General features: G+C 37.4%; 20 protein-coding genes and 3 pseudogenes. 5 read left to right on the forward strand and 18 right to left on the reverse strand.

What is annotated here, in order from left to right; genetic code table 11:
- Nucleotides 1–228: 228 nt before the first annotated feature.
- The 3 genes from J7E37_RS01785 to J7E37_RS01795 form a co-directional block, all read right to left on the reverse strand.
- Nucleotides 229–690: a GNAT family N-acetyltransferase gene (locus tag J7E37_RS01785; RefSeq protein WP_251009410.1), complete on the reverse strand. Its 462-nt coding sequence runs from the start codon at nt 688–690 to the stop codon at nt 229–231.
- A 148-nt stretch (nt 691–838) separates the two neighbouring features.
- Nucleotides 839–1,348, reverse strand: a complete 510-nt coding sequence (locus J7E37_RS01790; RefSeq protein ID WP_215022870.1) for a nucleoside deaminase — start codon at nt 1,346–1,348, stop codon at nt 839–841.
- A 440-nt stretch (nt 1,349–1,788) separates the two neighbouring features.
- A complete protein-coding gene (locus J7E37_RS01795) occupies nt 1,789–2,643 on the reverse strand; it encodes an alpha/beta fold hydrolase (protein ID WP_215022075.1) in 855 nt (284 codons plus the stop codon).
- 537 nt (nt 2,644–3,180) lie between these two features.
- Here J7E37_RS01795 and J7E37_RS22400 point away from each other — a divergent pair.
- Nucleotides 3,181–3,674: pseudogene (locus J7E37_RS22400) on the forward strand (tyrosine-type recombinase/integrase).
- Between the two features lie 19 nt (nt 3,675–3,693).
- On the opposite strand, the gene J7E37_RS01810 reads toward J7E37_RS22400, so the two are convergent.
- Nucleotides 3,694–4,584, reverse strand: a complete 891-nt coding sequence (locus J7E37_RS01810; protein WP_215022079.1) for an MBL fold metallo-hydrolase — start codon at nt 4,582–4,584, stop codon at nt 3,694–3,696.
- A gap of 825 nt (nt 4,585–5,409) precedes the next feature.
- Here J7E37_RS01810 and J7E37_RS01815 point away from each other — a divergent pair.
- Nucleotides 5,410–6,429: a hypothetical protein gene (locus J7E37_RS01815; RefSeq protein ID WP_215022082.1), complete on the forward strand. Its 1,020-nt coding sequence runs from the start codon at nt 5,410–5,412 to the stop codon at nt 6,427–6,429.
- A 564-nt stretch (nt 6,430–6,993) separates the two neighbouring features.
- On the opposite strand, the gene J7E37_RS01820 is transcribed toward J7E37_RS01815, so the two are convergent.
- From J7E37_RS01820 to J7E37_RS01870, 11 genes and pseudogenes are all read right to left on the reverse strand, one after another.
- Complete coding sequence (locus J7E37_RS01820; RefSeq protein WP_214783065.1) at nt 6,994–7,413, reverse strand: VOC family protein; 420 nt, start codon at nt 7,411–7,413, stop codon at nt 6,994–6,996.
- Between the two features lie 262 nt (nt 7,414–7,675).
- Nucleotides 7,676–8,141, reverse strand: a pseudogene (locus tag J7E37_RS01825) (GNAT family N-acetyltransferase).
- Nucleotides 8,142–8,288: 147 nt separating this feature from the next.
- Complete coding sequence (locus J7E37_RS01830; RefSeq protein WP_215022084.1) at nt 8,289–8,660, reverse strand: hypothetical protein; 372 nt, start codon at nt 8,658–8,660, stop codon at nt 8,289–8,291.
- Nucleotides 8,661–8,765: 105 nt separating this feature from the next.
- Nucleotides 8,766–8,939, reverse strand: a complete 174-nt coding sequence (locus J7E37_RS01835; protein ID WP_215022086.1) for a hypothetical protein — start codon at nt 8,937–8,939, stop codon at nt 8,766–8,768.
- A 111-nt stretch (nt 8,940–9,050) separates the two neighbouring features.
- Nucleotides 9,051–9,446: pseudogene (locus J7E37_RS01840) on the reverse strand (DUF4279 domain-containing protein).
- A gap of 115 nt (nt 9,447–9,561) precedes the next feature.
- On the reverse strand, nt 9,562–10,029 hold the full coding sequence (locus J7E37_RS01845) for a UPF0158 family protein (RefSeq protein WP_215022088.1): 468 nt from the start codon (nt 10,027–10,029) through the stop codon (nt 9,562–9,564).
- Between the two features lie 122 nt (nt 10,030–10,151).
- Nucleotides 10,152–10,592 carry a MarR family winged helix-turn-helix transcriptional regulator gene (locus J7E37_RS01850; RefSeq protein WP_215022090.1) on the reverse strand — a complete coding sequence of 147 codons (441 nt, stop codon included), beginning with the start codon at nt 10,590–10,592 and terminating at the stop codon, nt 10,152–10,154.
- Between the two features lie 19 nt (nt 10,593–10,611).
- Nucleotides 10,612–11,088 (reverse strand): glutathione peroxidase, encoded by a 477-nt coding sequence (locus J7E37_RS01855; RefSeq protein WP_215022092.1) that lies wholly within the window; start codon nt 11,086–11,088, stop codon nt 10,612–10,614.
- 198 nt (nt 11,089–11,286) lie between these two features.
- Nucleotides 11,287–11,838: a 2'-5' RNA ligase family protein gene (locus J7E37_RS01860; protein ID WP_215022094.1), complete on the reverse strand. Its 552-nt coding sequence runs from the start codon at nt 11,836–11,838 to the stop codon at nt 11,287–11,289.
- A gap of 50 nt (nt 11,839–11,888) precedes the next feature.
- The gene (locus J7E37_RS01865; protein WP_215022096.1) at nt 11,889–12,704 is read right to left on the reverse strand and encodes a PP2C family serine/threonine-protein phosphatase; all 816 of its coding nucleotides are present in this window, start codon (nt 12,702–12,704) and stop codon (nt 11,889–11,891) included.
- Entirely contained in the window at nt 12,697–13,149 is a 453-nt protein-coding gene (locus J7E37_RS01870; RefSeq protein ID WP_215022098.1) for an HIT family protein, read from the reverse strand. Before J7E37_RS01870 ends, J7E37_RS01865 begins: the two co-directional genes overlap by 8 nt.
- A gap of 100 nt (nt 13,150–13,249) precedes the next feature.
- On the opposite strand from J7E37_RS01870, the gene J7E37_RS01875 reads away from it, so the two are divergent.
- Nucleotides 13,250–13,774, forward strand: coding sequence for an NUDIX hydrolase (locus J7E37_RS01875; RefSeq protein ID WP_215022100.1), 525 nt, complete (start codon nt 13,250–13,252; stop codon nt 13,772–13,774).
- A 66-nt stretch (nt 13,775–13,840) separates the two neighbouring features.
- Here the strand turns inward: J7E37_RS01875 and J7E37_RS22405 are convergent, their stop codons facing one another.
- The 3 genes from J7E37_RS22405 to J7E37_RS01885 all read right to left on the reverse strand — a co-directional run bounded on the left by J7E37_RS22405 (nt 13,841) and on the right by J7E37_RS01885 (nt 15,438).
- Nucleotides 13,841–14,074 (reverse strand): GNAT family N-acetyltransferase, encoded by a 234-nt coding sequence (locus J7E37_RS22405; protein WP_353049973.1) that lies wholly within the window; start codon nt 14,072–14,074, stop codon nt 13,841–13,843.
- A complete protein-coding gene (locus tag J7E37_RS21975) occupies nt 14,028–14,231 on the reverse strand; it encodes a GNAT family N-acetyltransferase (RefSeq protein ID WP_353049974.1) in 204 nt (67 codons plus the stop codon). Before J7E37_RS21975 ends, J7E37_RS22405 begins: the two co-directional genes overlap by 47 nt.
- 70 nt (nt 14,232–14,301) lie before the next feature.
- Entirely contained in the window at nt 14,302–15,438 is a 1,137-nt protein-coding gene (locus J7E37_RS01885) for a DUF2515 family protein (protein WP_215022874.1), read from the reverse strand.
- A 116-nt stretch (nt 15,439–15,554) separates the two neighbouring features.
- Between J7E37_RS01885 and shc the strand changes: the two genes are divergently transcribed.
- Together shc and J7E37_RS01895 are read left to right on the forward strand one after the other, a co-directional pair.
- A complete protein-coding gene (shc, locus tag J7E37_RS01890; RefSeq protein ID WP_215022104.1) occupies nt 15,555–17,441 on the forward strand; it encodes a squalene--hopene cyclase in 1,887 nt (628 codons plus the stop codon).
- Nucleotides 17,442–17,567: 126 nt separating this feature from the next.
- Nucleotides 17,568–18,113, forward strand: a complete 546-nt coding sequence (locus J7E37_RS01895; protein ID WP_215022106.1) for an HXXEE domain-containing protein — start codon at nt 17,568–17,570, stop codon at nt 18,111–18,113.
- Nucleotides 18,114–18,288 lie beyond the last annotated feature (175 nt).

The following is an 18,288-nucleotide window of genomic DNA, read 5'->3' on the forward strand; positions in this document are numbered from 1 at the left end:
TAAATACTTTACAAAATAATCTTTTGTATCTGATTATAGTTCCTCGTCTCTTATATCCGATTCTCTTTTTGATTACATCAGGAAAATCAAAGCATTTTTTTCGATCCAATTGCTTTATTATCCTATATTCTGTAGAGCCAGTTTCTTCTTTTAATTCACGTAGTAACGAAATAAAATAGAGGGAATATCCCTTCGGAACACGCATAAAGAGTTGTATAAGTAACTGGTTTAAAGGAACATTTCCATTTCACTATCTTTATTCACGAACCCCATTTTTTTGTATAGTGGTTCACCATCTTCAGAAGCGTGTAACCAAATTCGTTTTACTCCACTTTCTTTACATTCTTCAATACACAATTCAAGCAATTCTTTTGCCAAACCAAGACCTCGATATAGAGGTACTGTGTACATATTAAGTATATAGGCTTCAATGCCTTTAAGGTTCTCTAAGTATGGTGGTCTCTTAAATATAACGATACCACTGATACCCACGGGCTCTTCCCCCTTTTCAGCGATATAAGAAATAAATTCGTTTTTTGAAAGTGCACTTTCCAAATACTCCCTTGTTGAGGTTTCCATAAGTTGTTCCTCTCTGGGAGAGTTCAATTCCCCTAATTCTTTTAGAAGTGCCAACCTCAAATTTATAACTTTCTCCATATGCAATAGAGAGACCTTATTAAAATTAAACAAAAGTAAACACACCCACTCAAATTATTTTCTGTAGAGTATTCTCATAAAAAAAGTAATCTTAGTCCTTACCTGTCCCTTTGTGTAATGTGTAAGGTAGTTACAGTAGCTATTGGGTATACTCATGCACTCTTTAAAATTGAATGAACTTTTATTTATTAACAGCTTTTCGTAAATTAACAACGTTATTAGGGTTCATTGCCCATTTTTGCATAAGTTCTATTTGTCTCTTTTTTAAATCCTCATACGGTTCTTCCATTAACTCAACTTCATTAAATCTTCGCTCAAAGGCATTTGTAGCTTTTATTTTTCTGTATCCACCAAAACCTAAATCGTCATTTAATAGCCAAACTACTTTTTTTATGTTAGCGAACAATATTCCACCTGTGCACATTGGGCATGGCTCTAAGGAAGTATAGATTGTAAATTTCTCTCTTTTAACTTTCGCATCTAATATTACATTGCCTGCATTTCTAATAGCATCAATTTCTGCGTGAGCTGTTGCATCTTGTTTTGGATGAACTCTATTTCGCCCTTTAGAAATTAATTTATAATTTTCATCAACAATAATAGCGCCTATTGGATAGGTGTTCTCTTTCAATGGTTGTTCAGCTTCCTTTAGTGCAAGTTCTAAATAGTACCTATCTTTATCCCTATTCATAGTTTCTCCCCTGACTTTTATCAACAATGGTATATAAATTCGCTGAATTTGAAGTATCTCCTTCTTCACTAAACTGCCTCGTTCGTTTAATAAGACTTTTAAAAGGGCTTAATTCTTCTAGACCGACGCACCCGCTTTTATAAAATTGATTGTTCTTTTCGCAGGCAGCCCCATAGTCCAAGTTTGACTAATTGCTTCACCAAATGTTGCTTATTAAGCGAGTTATCAATCTTGGTATAAACATTAAAATGTTCCAAACGACTTCACCAATTAGTTCAATTAGGGTATCTTTAAAAAAGCCGCCTCTATTTCTTTTTTTATTTTCCATCTTCCAGCTCCCTTAATCAATCTTTACTGAACTATTTTGATTTGGAACAATAAAATTCTATCTTTAAATACTACCTTATTTAATTCCTTATTATGCTATCCTTCCTCATCGTTCAATTAGAAGCCGTTTGTTCTAAGTAAGTCGAGATGACTTGTCTAAACAACAACTTTTCTTCAAGGAAAGGGTAATGATTGCTTTCATTAAAAACAAATAGTTGTGATTTTGGTATTAACTCTTTCATTTCTTCGGAGAAAGAAAGCGGGCATTGTACATCGTATCGGCCACTCACTATTAAAGTATTAGTTGAGATTTTTTCTAACTCACGGGTTACATCAAAGATCATTTCTTCCCTGATAAAAAAATTCATTCTTGGAGCAGACATCTTTTTATGTATGCCTAAAGGAAAGTATTCATCATACTGATCCGGATGAAACAAAGACAGCTTCGTTCTCTCTTTTGAGAAACGCTCCCTTTCGCTAGGTGATAAATCAGTGCGTTTTAAAGTCTCAATAAGTTGCTGCATTCGATCGAACTGTGGGTGGTCAGGATGATAGATACACTCAGAGGATGAATTAGCATACTTCCTGGCAGCTGCCCCGACAATTATTAGTGAAGTGAGTGACTTTGAAAAATGAATACCGTAAATGACTCCTATCATTCCTCCTGTCGAGTGTCCGGCAAAGCTCCATTGCGAATAACCAAGGGCCTCTCTGATTGCTTCAAGGACGTATACAGCATCAAACATACTCAACTCATGAGCCTCATTTGCCTTACTTGAATTTCCAGTATGTTTTAAATTCACAAGGTAGACCATATTATTCTCTGTAAAAGTATCTGCGAAGTAATCACCCGTATGGTTAAATTCTGAATAATGGTGAGTGACGCAAACCGGATTGCCCTCTCCTTTAACAAAAACCTCAAAGTGTCCGCGTGCGGTATGAATTATTTTCGTTTCCCAGTAGGACATTACTGTATCCCCTTACTTTCCTATTTATCTTTACATTAAAAATCTTTTAATAAATCTTTTCATTCCTATTGAATACCTTGAGTCTTAATTTCTATAAAACATGCAATAATTCCTCTTAGTATCCAATTAAATGGGAGGAATTTGTTTGTTATTATCAACTGCGTGGAAATCCTATGAAGCTGATAAACTTATAGAAGGCTTTTCACCTTATACTATAAAAGCATATTGACTCCAAGCTAAGTTGCTAATTGGTTATTTTAATGATCCGAATATTGATAATTTCGACACAGAAAGGTTAAAGGAATATCTAGCTACTCAAGGCAAGGACTTAAAACCTTCTCCTATAGCTCACAGGACTGGATTAATGAAGTCATTGTTTGGCTGGTGTCACGAGGAAAGGCATATACCCCTTAATCCAGCAGCAAAGATCAAGGAACCTAAAGCCGGCAAGTGAATCCCAAAGTTTCTATCAGAAAGGGAGATTGAACTTAACTTGAAGCCTGTATTAGCCCCATGGAAAAGGCACTATTAGAATTGATGTTTTCTACTGGCTGCAGAATTGGAGAATTCGCTGCACTGGATCGCAATTGCATTAATTGGTCTATAGTCAGGAGAAAGCGCGATAAGGAACGGGAAGTCTACTTTAATTTTAATATCAGAGCTGAATTATGGCTTAAACGATACTTCGATAGCCGACAAGATAAGGATACAGCTATTTTCGTAATGGAGAGGCAGCCACACAGAATGAGTATTGCTCAAATGAGGTATTACATAAAAAAGTCTCAGCTCGTGCCGGCATAGATAAGGAAGTTCACCCCCACCAACTAAGACACAGCAATGCCACCCATTTATTAAATAATGGAGCACCATTAGAAGTAATTCAAAGCCTTTTGGGCCACGAGAAAAGCGAAACCATTAGGATTTATGCTCAACTAAGCAGAAGGTTCAGAAAGGGTTTTACCAGGGATATTTTTAACAAAGCGAAGAAGCAACGCAAAAATGAGTTGCTTCTGTACTCTTTCACCCGTTAGCACAACAAAAAATGTACGACTACTCTACATCAACTAATAATGTATCGTAGGCAATTTCAATATTCAGACCCTCCAACTCTAGTCTATCTTCTAAAGCCTTTAAATCATCGAAACTAAAGCCATTTATGTGGGTAAGCAAAGTTTTTTTCGGATTGAGTTTTTTTATAATTTCAATTGTCTCAGAAAAAGTACATTCTTCTTTTAAAACTGGATGATTTACATCAACAAATCTCTCTCTAGTAGAAGGGTGATATTCTAATACACCAATCGGTAAAATTGCGAGGTCCAGCCCATCAAATCTATTATCAGGGTCCCAGTTACTCAGTTCGTCAGGAATAATCAAGATTTTGTTATCTGTATCCTGTACCAAAAAGCCATAAGCATAATCTTCAGCTAATCTAAAAGGTGTTACTTCTACATCATTAAAGTTCACAGAACTTCCATCTGCTATAATATGAATTTTTATGTACCCCTTGTCGTTTAAGAATTCAAGATGGTCTCCAGTTCCTAGAAAACGTTTGATATCAATTCCTACTTGTTCAGGGAGGAATACATCGGTTCTCGTATTCTTTGGTGGGTGATTAACATAATTTGTGTTTAACTGTTCCAATACTCTTCTCCCCATTACGTGGTCTGGATGCCAATGTGAGTAAAATAGTCCGTTTATTTCTGTAATTTGTGAACGATTTATTTGCATATTTATATCTTCTGAGGTGTCAAATAAAAGATTAGGTCCGTGTAAAAATAAGCTAGGGCAAGAACGACTGTATGGAACACCCTTTTCTCTTGCTTGGTGGCAAACCTCACATTTACACAAAGGTCGTGGGACAGCCATTGGACCAGCAGTTCCTAAAAATTCAATTTTCACTTTAATCTCCTCCATTGCTCTTTTTCTATCTTTTTGCTTCAACTAACTGCCCCGTTGTTGAATAGGGATTTCTACACAAAAAGCGTTAATCCTTTCTGAACAACGCATCCGTTAGTAGCATATGTAACAAATCAAAAAGCTAAATTAACTTCTAAAAATCACAATTAGCACCAATATCCAAGTAGGCCAATTTATTAGCATGAATTTTCTTTTACTTTTTCCCTCTAATAAACCTTTAAATAAATTTAGTTTTAAAATTATTTTATTTATAAATAGAACTATTAACAAACAGGTTAAAAGAATAAGCAAACTTATTATTAGAAATTTAAAACTCTTTTCTATGGCTCCTATGCATTTCAATAAAATTGCAATTATCATTGCTAAATTAAAAGCTATACGAAAACTTTGTTCTTTAAGAAATTCCCTGTTATCATTGTTTGTTTCATTTATATCACCTAATGATTTCAACGTAATTTTTATTAAATCAACTGAGTAAGTATTTGTAATTTGGGTAATCACTACATTTTTACATAGATTTAAAATAATGCTTATTCAACTATACTCCGTTTGTTTAATAAGGAATTCAACAAAAAAGGCGATGAATTCCTTTTACCCTTAAGTTGATTAGAATTTCCCCACAAAAAGGGTCCATAAAGGCCCTTGTTTTTACAGGCATCTGAATTTATTATCGAGACGAAATAATACGATATTAATACAAACGTAACCAATTTTTTAAAGTATCGTCTAAAATTATGGAGGGTGGTACTATGAAAAACAAATCTAAGTTAATTGTTTTATTCATTTTACTTATACTAACTGCATGCCAACAAAACAGTTCTAGGGAATCCTATAGAGGAGGAAAAGAAAATGCATAAGAAGATTAATATATTTATCATCATTATACTCCTTATTACATTAACTGGTTGCATCCCAACCAAAACAACACTTGTTGGCCAGGTCAACATGAATGATAGTCTCGTAAATTCTGCAAGTATTATCCAAGAAACAAGTGAAGGCAGAATTCTTGTTGGCAGTACCTACTATTCAATCGATAAGGCTGTAATTGGTACGACTTCTGGTGAAAAAATTACTGCCACAGACCTTCAATCCGGGAGCCTTATTAGTTTAAAAACGACAGGAGAAATAAAGACATCCTTTCCGGGACAAGGGGAAGCAACTAGGATCATCCTCTATGATGATAAGAGAAGCCAGGATATAAGCAAAGCGGTTCGTTACATTCTCGAACATCAACCTATGGGAAAAATCATTTCGCCATCCTTACAAAAAATAACGGATGATGAACTAATCATTCATTTTTTCGAAAGGACTCCAAACGGAAAAAAATACGAAGCTGCTCTTAATCTGAAAAATAAGGATTTAAAAGTAATAGAGATCAAAAATGAGTTTGCCGAGAAGTTAAAAGAAGAACAGGAGAAAGCGCTCAAAAATAAAAAAGATTTTATGTACACTGGATACATCACGAAAGTTTTACCAAACGGATTCCGTATAAACAGAGTCGATTTTACTTTTGACAAGTCGATCAATTTTAAAAACCAAAAAGGAGAAAGTCTACAACTAGAAAATTTTCAGGTCGGAGATTACGTAACAGCCTACCATTCCCACACATCAACAGAGACTTTTCCGTTTAAAGGAACACTATATCAACTAGAACAACTAATGAATAACTCTCCATCTACAAATTGGGTAAAGTCCTTAACTGAAAGTGGCCAGTTTATTGAACCTGTCATCATGGATAACTGGCAGGAGCAAGACGGCACTAAAACGGTGAAAATTATCGATATAAAGAAAAATAAGAAGATCCTATATATCGTGAATTACAATCATAAAACAGGAAAACAAACCGTCAAAGAGATTCCGAATAAATAAAAAAAAGTGACAGCATTTGTCTGTCACTTTCTTTTGATTCAATGTCCTACGAGAAACAGCAAGAGTGTTTTATAAAATTAAACCGAAAGCGGTTTGTCTTTGAATCAACGGTGAATAATTTAAGATTGCAACATTATCGTGAGTTAGACAATGCCTCACTTAAAGAAAGATATATAAACTTTACTGCATTAGAGCCTCGCTATTTAAATCTTGTTAATCATTACTACCATGCAATTACTCATGCTCCCGAATGTATGGAGAGATTTTGTCTTCGTATTATTCGTTATTGAAGTCAGTTGTCGTTTATTTTTAGCTTATAGCTTGCTGAACTTTATCTAATGGATCTTGGCCGCTAGCTCACTCAACAATCAGGAGTAAACACGACAGTATATGCCCAACCCAATTCCTCTTTCACTTTTTCAGTAAGATGTTTCCCCATTACAAACCTACCCTTTAGCACAAAAGAAAAGGAGCTGTTGATACAACTACCCTACTCATAAAAAAAATAAAATCAAATTAACTATGAATTGATTATTTTTAGAGTTTTATTCATTCATTAAGAAATCAAATTTGGTTAGGATAATCACAATACTCAATAATTGTTCCTTCTGTATCAGCTGGGTTTAGATAAATTAATCTTCTCCCGTGTTTGTTTATTCTTAATGTACCTTCTAATGTACGAATACCTTGTTTGTTAAGTTCTTCTAATGCAATCTCCAGATTGTCAACCCGATAAGCAATATGATGCACACCTTTACCCTTTTGTTGAATGAACCGTGCAATAGGTGATGTGACATTATTTGTTGGAGACAATAATTCTATTCTATCTTCATTGATTTCTATAACAGCGATTTCACTTTCAACACCTTTATCCTCGTTTTTATAACGTTCTAGCAATTTCCCTCCTAACACATTTATATAAAGATTAATACTGGCGTTCAAATTACGTACAGCTATTCCTATATGGTCTATTTTTTTATCCATTTTTTCACACCTTTCCATCCGACTCAAACTGAACATTTTTTTAGTTGTTACATAGCTTTCATCATCGTGTCAACAATAAACGGGGCAAAAATCAAGCATTCACTTGTTGAACTATTGCTTTAATTCGCTTTTCAATGTTCAAATAAAAACCCCTTTTAGTCAAATTGCTTATTGAGCTAATCTGCCTCGTTGAATAAGGAATTCAATAAAGAAGGTGGTTAATCCGTTTTAGCTCACCGCCCCCGTTAGCTGAAGAATAAAATTAACATTCATATGTCATTTTTAAGAATTCAAAGGTGCTACCATTTGTATCTTGCATAAAGGGTCCATCATCTCAAAATCCCGCTTTTCTATAAACTTTAATAGCTCTTTGATTAAATGTTGCTACTGATAACGTAATTTTCGCAGGTCTATACTCAGATTGGACAAAATCCAACACTGCCTTTAAGAATTCAAAACCCTTCCCTTTTCCGGTTATATCTGGTCTCATTCCTAAGCCGATATCAAAAACACCATCATTTACCCTTATTAACAGAAAAAAAAGCCATCAGTTAATCTTCTTTTGTTACATCAAACGTAGAGTTACCTCTTTTGTCAGGGTCTAAAAATTCTTCAAAATCTTCTCTGTTAGCTTCAATATTATAAAACGAATACTCACCGTCGTAATGCCAGTTAGTCGCAATATCTTCAGCCTGCTCTTGAGTCATAATAGTAAACTTATAAAGCATTTTAAACTCTTCCAAATCTAAAATCTCAATTCTCTTCTTAAAAAATTAAGCTGCCACAAGAACTCCTGGTCTTCAACTAATGTTCTAGCAGATTTTTTTCACAGACGACATTTCAAACCTAAGCTGTTTAACCATCTCTGTTATTCATTAATCAGTTTTAATTTCATAATCTGTCACTCTGTCTTTATCATCAAACCAAATAACCAGCCATTCACTGTCTATACTCATAAAACCTCGCTCGTCACCTAAATAATATACGATATTGTTTGGTTCCTTAAAATACGCCCTTTCGTCTTCCTCGCCCAGAAGCTTTATAATCTCAGATTTAGTCTTTCCTTTTAACTCCACTTCTGAGAGCATACTATCCACCATACCGACTCTTTCCGCAGGCTTATTTATCCATTTCTCTTGGTTGAATTCATCAGGTGAAAATAACAAAAATAGCACGTGAATTATTCCGCCTACAATAAGTAAGAGTGTTCCAAAAGTAAATGCGATGACTTTAATAGATTGTTTCACTTAATTCCCCCGCAATTAAAACTTCAATAAAAAAGGATATTCTTAAAAAAGGCGTTAACCCCTTCTACATCTATGCACACAATTAGTTAAAATACAAAATACTGATTATTCAATAATCTTGGTAGTAATCAAATGTGATGCTATTAGAGAAAGTAGCATACATACTGGTTCAAATTCGTCAAATATCCCTTTAAATGAGATAGACTCAACAATAAGGTATATTGCAATTGCCATAAATACCAAGGTAAAAAGATAAGTTAATTTACGCTTAATTTCCAAAATATCGCCTCCCCTAAAATTTTTTCTGCGCCTTACCCCTTTCGCTTCATAAGCATTTCAACAAAAAAGACGCTTAATCCTGCCTGGCTCAACTCACCCAGTTTCATAACTTTAAAAAGGATTAGCATATAAATCAAAGTCAATTTCAGCTTCAACGATTGAAGCAAATTTAATAAATTCCTTAGATAGATACAAAGCGGGTGTTTCTCCCGCCTCAATTTTAATGACAATAAAGAATTTACAATCTAGGGAGTATGCCTTCTTTAATTCATGAATATATAAGGATTTATTTTGCAGCTGCTCCATAATTTTTTGGAGCTGGTCATTTACATCCTCTGTTTCTTCGTACTCAGTACCATATTCCTAACACGTCTCTTTTCGGTAAAGCGTAGTTGAACGATTGGGAATTATATCGCCTTTTCTATGTGAATTAGTGGGTTGTATTTTGAGTTTATCCGTTACGTAATCGACAGGAAAGTCATCACCAAATAGGCTAAAACAAACCATTACTTTCGTTTGATCCAATTCCTTTTCTCCTTTATGTATTATTTATTAACCTGCTTTTTTTCTTTAATAAGAAAAGGGGATTACCCATTTAATAAGTAATCACCCTCTATCACACCTATTCAGTATAGTTTATTTTATTTTCCTGACACCAATCAATCGCAATTTGCTTAAAACACTCGTCACGGTATGAAAACCACTGTTCTTCCATATCAAAATCTAAAATTTTATCCTTGAACCTTCTAAAGGCACCCTTGCCTCTAATTGCCCTTAATAAAGATTCCTGTTTCCGTTGATCACTGACTGTTAAGCACAAGTTTTCCATTATTTGATATTCATGACGTTCCCATTTAGTGGGTAACTCTATATAATTTTCAAAGTTTTCTACTACATCCATTGCAATCCTTCTATTTTCTTGTTCCCATTCAGGTAAATGATCAAATGGTTCTTCGTCTTCTGCAGCTCTTAAGTCCTCCGATGTTACTAAAACGATTACGCCCGTTTTAATATTTAGTAATGAGCGTGACTCTTCAAACTGTACTTCCATTTCCTCAATTATATCATTAAGTTTTATTGTTATATTCACTATTAGATCACCTGTTTTTTGGCCTATTGCAGTCGTGTGTTTAAGTACATTCCTTCAAATAACATTACTTTTTACAAAATAGACTTTGGAGCCCGAGCCCGTTAGTCGAATACCCGCGGTTTTTAAGGCCGGTTATACGTTTTCAATTTTCCCCGCAAAACGCTTAACTGCTTCATCAAATGTTCATACTCTTCATATTCAATATTGCATAGCTTTAGTTCTGCGGCAATCTTCTGTACGATCTTTTCCTTTTGCTCAACCGCTTTTGGAAGAAGGGTGATGGAAACCTTCCGTTCATCCTGTATCGAACGCTCCCTTTTCAGCCATCCATTGCTTTCCATCCGTTTGACCATTGGTGTCAAAGTTCCCGTGCCAAGATTTAACCTTTCACCCAGCTCCTTAAGTGTAAGCCCATCCTTCTCCCAAAGGGCCAATAACGCCAGATATTGCGGATAAGTTAGTCCGAATGAATCTAGTGCTTTTGTATAAAGCTTGGTAAACTGGCTTCCCGCGTCATAAACTGCAAAGCACAACTGGTTTTCCAATGTTAAAAAGTCGTTCAAGTAACTCATCCTTCAATGATTAGAGTAATTTAACAAGATCATTCTTGATTTTTTCCGGCTCAGTAGTTGGCGCATAGCGTTTAACTACCTGCCCATTTCTGTCAACAAGGAACTTAGTGAAATTCCATTTGATATCCTTCGTCAGCACTCCGCCTTTTTGTTCTTTTAAATAAGTAAAAAGCGGATCAGCTTTCGCTCCATTCACATCAATCTTGGCGAACATCGGGAATGACACACCATAGTTCAACTGGCAAAACTCAGTCGTCTCCTCGATGTTATCAAACTCCTGGTCATTGAACTGGCCGCATGGGAAACCTAAAATCTCCAACCCCTGCTCCTGGTATTCGTCATACATTTCCTGAAGCCCCTTAAACTGAGGAGTCAAACCGCATTTACTTGCAGTATTGACAATTAACATTGGTTTTCCTTCATAATCACTTAAACTTTGTTCCTGTCCATTTGGCTTCTTCACCGTAAAATCATATACATTTTTCATTTATAGTCACTCCTCTTACTAATTAAATCGTGTACGATTAAATCGTAACAGATATTTATTTCATAAGCAAAGATGAAGGTTTTATACAGCTACTAATGTGAGAACGTGTATTAAATGATTTTTATTTAGATGGTTGCTTCCTGCACCACACAGTAAAAATATTGAAAGTGCAATAAAAAAAGACCTCATATGATAAGGTCAATTACCTAAAGTGATATCTAAGTATTTTTCATACCTTTGCTTTTCATTATTTAGTTGATAAACTCTTATAAAATTCACTTCAAATTTGGGATAAGGTGACAATTCTATATCTGCCAAACTCTCCATTTCTTTAAGCTCTTTCTTAGAGAGACCGGTAGAAATGTTTCCGCCGTACTGTTCTTTCCCAAGGGTTAAGTGGGGTACAAAGGCATCTAGCTCAAAATACTGTTGTATTAGCTCCTCAGAAGGTAATATCTCTTGCACTATTTTTTCATGCAATTGATGTAATTCATGTGAGCTAACACTTAAATATAAAATGTTATCACCAAAATACATTGGCTTACCTAACGATACTTGAAAAGGATTGAAGTTCTCACAGACTCTTTGTACTTTGTCTATCCACTTCTTGTCAGGAGCTAGTCCACCTTGCGCTTTCAATGTTATATGGGGTTCCACACCTAAATGCCTAACCCATTTACTCTGGAATTGAATAATTTTTGTTAAATAATCTTCCGGTGGAACTATGCCTATAAAATACTCCACTTTCATCGTACCTCCTTCCCTTTATATCAATGCGCATAAACTATACCGAAATAAATCTATTGATCACTAGGCATGGTGGCTTCCTTGAATACATCCACATTCCAGGTAATGATAGTCGTGCTATCCCTGACTTGCTGATCCTTAATCGTTTCCAACATGGAAGTAATGATGCCTTCATCCGCTTGAGTGTCATTAAAGGAATGATATATGCTGGCAGGGTCTGCGTAAGGTTCATTTGGACATTCAATCAACCCATCTGTCGTAAGGAAAAGGCGGTTCTTCCCTGTTCTTAATTCCCTTACACCAACACTGTAACAAGGAACATCCAATTCAAACGTATTAACCTCGCCGATCCATTCATAGAATTGTCTTTGATTCAACTGATACTGGCCCATCGCAGCAAGTTCCTCATGGAATAAATAGAGCACACAATCACCAACCGAAAACCACCAAACATACTGATCCTTCCTGGCGACAATCAAACAAGCTGTTTCACCTGTAATATTTCGGCAAGCTGACAGAACTTCTTCTGCTAAACATAGGCTTAATACCTTCTCCTCAATCTTTTTAAAAGTCAGATGTTTTGCCGGCAGAGACAAGAGATGTTTTATTTCAGATTCCGCACTTTCGAATAGCTTAATAACTAACTCTGCACTTTCCGCTGTATTATGAGCGTCAAGAAGAATAGCAAACTCCCAATCTTGCTGCTCATTCAACCATACCAAACACCCATCTTCATTTTTATACGAGCCAGAGCTCGAGTTACCACCGTAACGCCCAACCACAATCTCACCAAGCTTAACAGTATTCAGTTGGTCAACGAAGTTTGCCTGACTCCCTACCCAGCTAAACTCCTGGCTGCGCTTATTCATCTGCATGATTCTCCAGATATGTCTGGATCCGGGTACAAAGTGCAACCACATCATCGTTGTCACCCATTGGCGCACCTTCCCAGTCATACACAGCATTCGGTCCCCAATATTCCTTTGGAGTGCCCGGATAGCGCGGAACCAGGTGCATATGAAGATGTGGCACGGCATCCCCCAACACATAGGAATAGATATGCTCAGCACCCTCACTTACCATGAGAGCCTTACCCACTTTGGCCATCATCATGCCAAACACTTTTGCCTCCTCTATGTTCAGGTCACCAAGTGTCGGTACATGCCTTTTTAAGTCAATCATAATATGGCCTAAATAGTTCGGATCCCCATTCCGGTCAATATGGCCGACATACACATAATCATCCTCATAAATCATCACACCGGAAGTTTGGATAGTACCAGCATGTTTATTACAGATAAAACAATCGTTCACAGGAACCCCACCTTTTTTGATATTTTTAAAAGTATAATATATTTATATAAAAATTGGTATAATTTTCTAAAGGGAATTAAACAGTGGAAGGATGCTTTAGATGAAAACCATGAACTTCAATATGACAATAGGCGAACCCAACAGGATTAGCTATAAGAATACCATCGAGAGAATAGCAGTAAGAGCGGTTATTATAAAGAATCATCACATTCTGCTAGTTCAATCAAATAGAGGAGATTTTAAATTTCCCGGTGGCGGAGTAGAAAAGAATGAAAGCTATGAGGAATGTCTAAAACGAGAAGTAAGAGAAGAAGCCGGCTATATTGATTGTGTTGTAATGGACAAGGTCGGGAGAATTATTGAACGGAAAAAGGACGAGTCCGAAGAAGATACATTATTTCAAATGACTTCACACTACTACCTTTGTGATCTGGCAACAGAAGAAAAAGACGGGCTCCAATTGGATAAATACGAGGCCGAGCTCGACTTCACTCCCAAATGGGTTACACTCGACGAAGCCATATTTCAAAATGAAAGCCTAATTGACACATTTGAGCATAATAGCTGGTTAAAGCGCGAAGCTTATGTGTTAAAACAGTTAAAAGAAATGGAGTCTTTCTATTGAAAAACTGAAAGATCCCCTCAGAAGCACGTCTGCTTCCGAGGGGATTAAATAATAATCTAATAGCATTTAGGGCTGCTCATTTCTCAAATGACTATAAACAATCAAATCCTCATAATGATCGTATAGAAATTGTCCCGCCGGTTTGATTCCTTCCTTTTCGAACCCTAATCTCTCAGATATCCCCTGGCTTTTCAAGTTATTAGCCGCACATTGGATTTCGATTCTATTCATCGAATACGTGACAAATAGCTCTTTAATAAGACTCTTTAAGGCTGATTGTGATGATCCCTTTACCTTCACTATTCTTTGAAATAAAATAACCAATGCTCTCAGTCCGATTTCCCCAATCAAACTGGACGCCAATCATGCCAACAAGCTCACCATTATGCTTGATTCCAACATCGAACCCTTGGTTATTAGCAAGGTTTTCTAACCAATACCTAAACACCGGCACCATATCTTCTGCCGTTTTCCGTTTATCAACCCACAGCAGCCATTGTACACAAATCGAATAATAGATATTAGGATTATTCTTCTTCTCGTAGCAGAAGGGCTTCCTTCGCCATAACCGCAAGTTCAATTTTTTCAATGGTTTTGCAATAATTATTTAAAATCTCTCCATCCAAACTGACTTCTTTATGAAAATAATCCAGCACATGCCAATCCTCAAACCAATCTCCGCTCTCCGCCTCTTCATGAGGGGTATTCGGCCAGGCGTATTTTAAAGGCGGGCTGTACAGCCGCTCGGCACCCTTTCTCAACTCGCAATTCTTCACCCGTCGCTTATAAAGGGACCGGGGAAAAGATTCATTTACATCATTAAACAAATCAGGCCAATAATCTTTTCGTGAGCCGGTGTGAGGGTGTTCATGGGCCCATTTCAAGACCCCAGACAGAATCCTTTCCTGTTGAAAAAGAAGCGAATACAATTTTTTTCCGAATAAAATTCTTTCGTGAAGAGAAGTGAAATACCGTAAGGCAGCGCCGGCAAGCGATGCTTTCTCCCTCTTATCCCCTGTGCGATAGGGAAAAATAGTGTTATTGAGGTTCAAAAAATCATACATCTTAAAGCTGACCGTACCTGTTACGATTTTTTTATAATGAGGATTTTGAATCAATCTTTTTTCCAAATAGCTTTGTTCATTTATCACCATCGCAATCGCCAATGCAGATTGATCCCCACTGTTCCAAAAATACCGCCACATCGTCTCCATGAAGGTCGAAGTGTGAAAATGAGGTAAAAGATGAAACATTTCTTGCCTGCTCCTCACACTCAGTTCATATATCAAAAATTGTGGAAACACATCTTGAAAAATCAACCAGCTGCCGCGTTCCAAAAAGGAGTAAAAATCTTTCTGATCACTTTCAGGCAATAGCTTTGTAAGTAACTCCCCTTTCAAATCCGTCATGTTCCATCCGACGTTTCGTGATACCATATGCCCGAGAAATGCCCAATGTATTTCAGGGTGCTTAAGGTAAAACTGAAAATACGCTTTCGTCCGTGTAACATTGTTCTGATTAAGCTGTCTCGTCTGTTCTTTTATAAGGTCAATCCATCGTTTATCTCTTTCCGACAAACGGGGCAAATGGCTGGAATTTTTCTTTTTCATCTTGTTTTTTAATTCTTTTTTCACATCTGAGAAAGAGTTCAGCAAAAACGGCATCATCCTTCATAAAAGTTCATTTTTAGCGGATCAGTCATTCCCATCAAAGGAATGCATATTCATTTTGCTTACGGAATATGAATACAAAGATGAATAATTGGGAGAGGATGGGTTAAATGAGGCATCGGGTACATAAGGAAATGGAAAGAATCGCCACTCAGTTAATCCAGGACCAATCAGAAGACGGTGCCTGGCGTTATCCTTTCGAGACCGGAATCGCATCGGACTGCAGTATGATTATCTTATTACGGACATTGGAGATAGATGATGAAAGATTCATAAAAGAATTAGTTGAACGTATTGCCGGACAACAGCAGGAAGATGGATCCTGGAAGCTGTTTCATGATCAGGAAAAAGGAAATCTGACCTCCACTGTGGAAGCCTATTATGCCCTTCTTTATTCAGGTTACCGGGATCGAAAAGACGAGGATATCCAGGCAGCCAGTCGGTTTATTATGGCCAACGGAGGGGCCGGGGAAGTCCATATGTTTTTGAAAATCTTGTTGGCTTTAACAGGACAATGTGAGTGGCCCCACCTCCCCATTAATATTGAAGTGATGCTTATACCGGACTCCTTTCCAATCAATCTTTTTGACCTCTCCGTATACGGAAGAGCCAACATTATCCCTTTTTTGATTCTCGCCAATACGAATTTTCGTAAGAGAACGCCCCGATCGCCCGATCTCTCCGATTTGTTTCAAAACAAAGAAGTTCGTTTTTTTACAGAGGATCAAGAAGAAGAGGCCCGCTCGCTAATCAAATGGATTAAACAAGGGATTCAGGGTCTGAAATACCATGGAAACCTTCGCGAAATGGCATTATATCGTGCCGAAAAATATATGCTGGACCGAATCGAACCGGACGGCACCTATTTAAATTATTTCAGCACGACCTCCCTGATGATTTTTGCCTTATTGGCGAGAGGCTATCATAATACCCACCCAGTGATTACTCGTGCAGTGCAAGGTTTAAAAGCAATGGCCTCCCGGATTGACGGAGAACTTCACTGCCAGTACACAACGGCAACGGTCTGGAATACGACATTAATTAGTTATGCTCTGCAAGAATCCCGTGTTCCGTATTCATCCAGCACTGTTCAAAAGGCAAATCATTACATTCTCTCACGGCAGCATCTCAAATACGGGGATTGGGCCATTCATGAACCAAACGTATTACCAGGAGGCTGGGGGTTTGCAGACTTGAACACGTTCCACCCGGATATTGACGACACAACTGCTGCTCTGAGGGCAATCCGAACTTTGGCCACAGAACAAATGGATTGTCGGCAGGCATGGGATCGAGGAGTAAACTGGCTCATTTCCATGCAGAACAATGACGGAGGCTGGGCGGCATTCGAAAAGAATGTGGATAAGAAAGTGTTGAACTTGTTACCGATAGAGGGCGGAAAGGATTTACTGATTGACCCATCCACGGTTGATCTAACCGGGAGGACTTTAGAATTCTTCGGCAACTATACCAACTTGGATAATCACCATCCGATGATAAAAGATGGAGTTCGCTGGCTGCTGCGGCATCAACAGTCAGATGGTTCCTGGGTGGGGCGTTGGGGCGTGTATATATATGGCACATGGGCAGCCGTAACGGGAATGATTGCAGTTGGGGTTTCCCCTAAACATCCAGCTATTCAAAAAGCTCTGGCATGGTTGCGGAAAATCCAGAACCCTGATGGCGGATGGGGTGAATCCTGTAAAAGTGATATCAAGAATTCTTATGTGCCGTTGGGCGTAAGTACCCGCACTCATACCGCCTGGGCTCTTGACACACTCATCTCAGCGGCAACTGGAGTTACACCGGAAATTGAAAAAGGTGCAGCTTTTTTAGTGGATCGGAAGGAACAAGATTGGACGTCAGCCTACCCAAAAGGAAGAGGAATGGCCGGCTCCTTTTATATCAATTATCACTGTTACGAATATGTTTTCCCATTGATTTCCCTGGCCCATTATCAAAAATTAGCTGGTGGAGAACTCCTGACTGGTAAATAAGCCAACAATATTAGTATGTTCATAACCTCTCTTGATTGGCCTTTAGCATATTATTCTATCCTGTCCCATAAAATGAACAAAACACAATAGACGGCAGTCTTGGAACCACAAGGAGGTAGACAAAAGATGTTAGCGGAGCTCCACCAATTTATAGATCTGAAAACATTAATCTGGCTGTTTCCCATCGTTTTCATTTTCCATGACTTAGAAGAAATCATCACCATCGAATCTTCCATGGCTGCAAACAAAAACAAATATCCGAAGACTAACTTCGTCGAGATGACATTTAGAATGAGGGAAAAGCTAGGTTCAACCGCTGCTCACCTTGCTGTTTCGGCTACATGGATTTTACTATTCATCTCATTCACTGCAATAATGACAGCCCAGTTTTCATCTAACGGCGGGGGTTTTCTTTTATTTACAGCCATCCTTAATTTATTTGTTTTGCAGGCATCCATGCATATTGTTCAAAGCATTATGTTCAGGGGCTACACGCCTGGCATTATAACGTCCCTGTTCCTTCTTATCCCTTACTGCCTCATTACATATTATTTTTTAATCGAAAATGGAAAAATCGACTGGCATTTCTTTTTCACCAGTCTTCCGGTTAGTTTGGTCATGATCCTGGTTTTCCTGGTTGGCAATCTTTTAGGCCGCTATTTTATTCGGTGACTGACCCTCTTTTTTTATAAATTCACTTGACCCTTTCAGAATCAAGATATGTTTATTGATTAAGGCGGTTTTCGTAAAGATATTGTTGTTAAAATCCTAACGCCGATTTTAACAACAATCTTTACGAACAGCCTGTTAATTACAAGCCCCCCCATTAACTAGTATGGTGGGATAT

The organism is Bacillus sp. ISL-39 (assembly GCF_018613295.1).
Classification (GTDB): Bacteria; Bacillota; Bacilli; order Bacillales; family Cytobacillaceae; genus Mesobacillus.

Bases quoted from the DNA above. Each gene is read 5' to 3' on its own strand.
- J7E37_RS01860 (WP_215022094.1), bottom strand. From the start codon at position 11,838: ATGAAAGTGGAGTATTTTATAGGCATAGTTCCACCGGAAGATTATTTA.
- J7E37_RS01875 (WP_215022100.1), top strand. From the start codon at position 13,250: ATGAAAACCATGAACTTCAATATGACAATAGGCGAACCCAACAGGATT.
- J7E37_RS01790 (WP_215022870.1), bottom strand. From the start codon at position 1,348: ATGAATAGGGATAAAGATAGGTACTATTTAGAACTTGCACTAAAGGAA.
- J7E37_RS21975 (WP_353049974.1), bottom strand. From the start codon at position 14,231: ATGGTGCCGGTGTTTAGGTATTGGTTAGAAAACCTTGCTAATAACCAA.
- J7E37_RS01820 (WP_214783065.1), bottom strand. From the start codon at position 7,413: ATGGATAAAAAAATAGACCATATAGGAATAGCTGTACGTAATTTGAAC.
- J7E37_RS01795 (WP_215022075.1), bottom strand. From the start codon at position 2,643: ATGTCCTACTGGGAAACGAAAATAATTCATACCGCACGCGGACACTTT.
- J7E37_RS01865 (WP_215022096.1), bottom strand. From the start codon at position 12,704: ATGAATAAGCGCAGCCAGGAGTTTAGCTGGGTAGGGAGTCAGGCAAAC.
- J7E37_RS01895 (WP_215022106.1), top strand. From the start codon at position 17,568: ATGTTAGCGGAGCTCCACCAATTTATAGATCTGAAAACATTAATCTGG.
- J7E37_RS01855 (WP_215022092.1), bottom strand. From the start codon at position 11,088: ATGAAAAATGTATATGATTTTACGGTGAAGAAGCCAAATGGACAGGAA.
- shc (WP_215022104.1), top strand. From the start codon at position 15,555: ATGAGGCATCGGGTACATAAGGAAATGGAAAGAATCGCCACTCAGTTA.
- J7E37_RS01885 (WP_215022874.1), bottom strand. From the start codon at position 15,438: ATGCCGTTTTTGCTGAACTCTTTCTCAGATGTGAAAAAAGAATTAAAA.
- J7E37_RS01815 (WP_215022082.1), top strand. From the start codon at position 5,410: ATGCATAAGAAGATTAATATATTTATCATCATTATACTCCTTATTACA.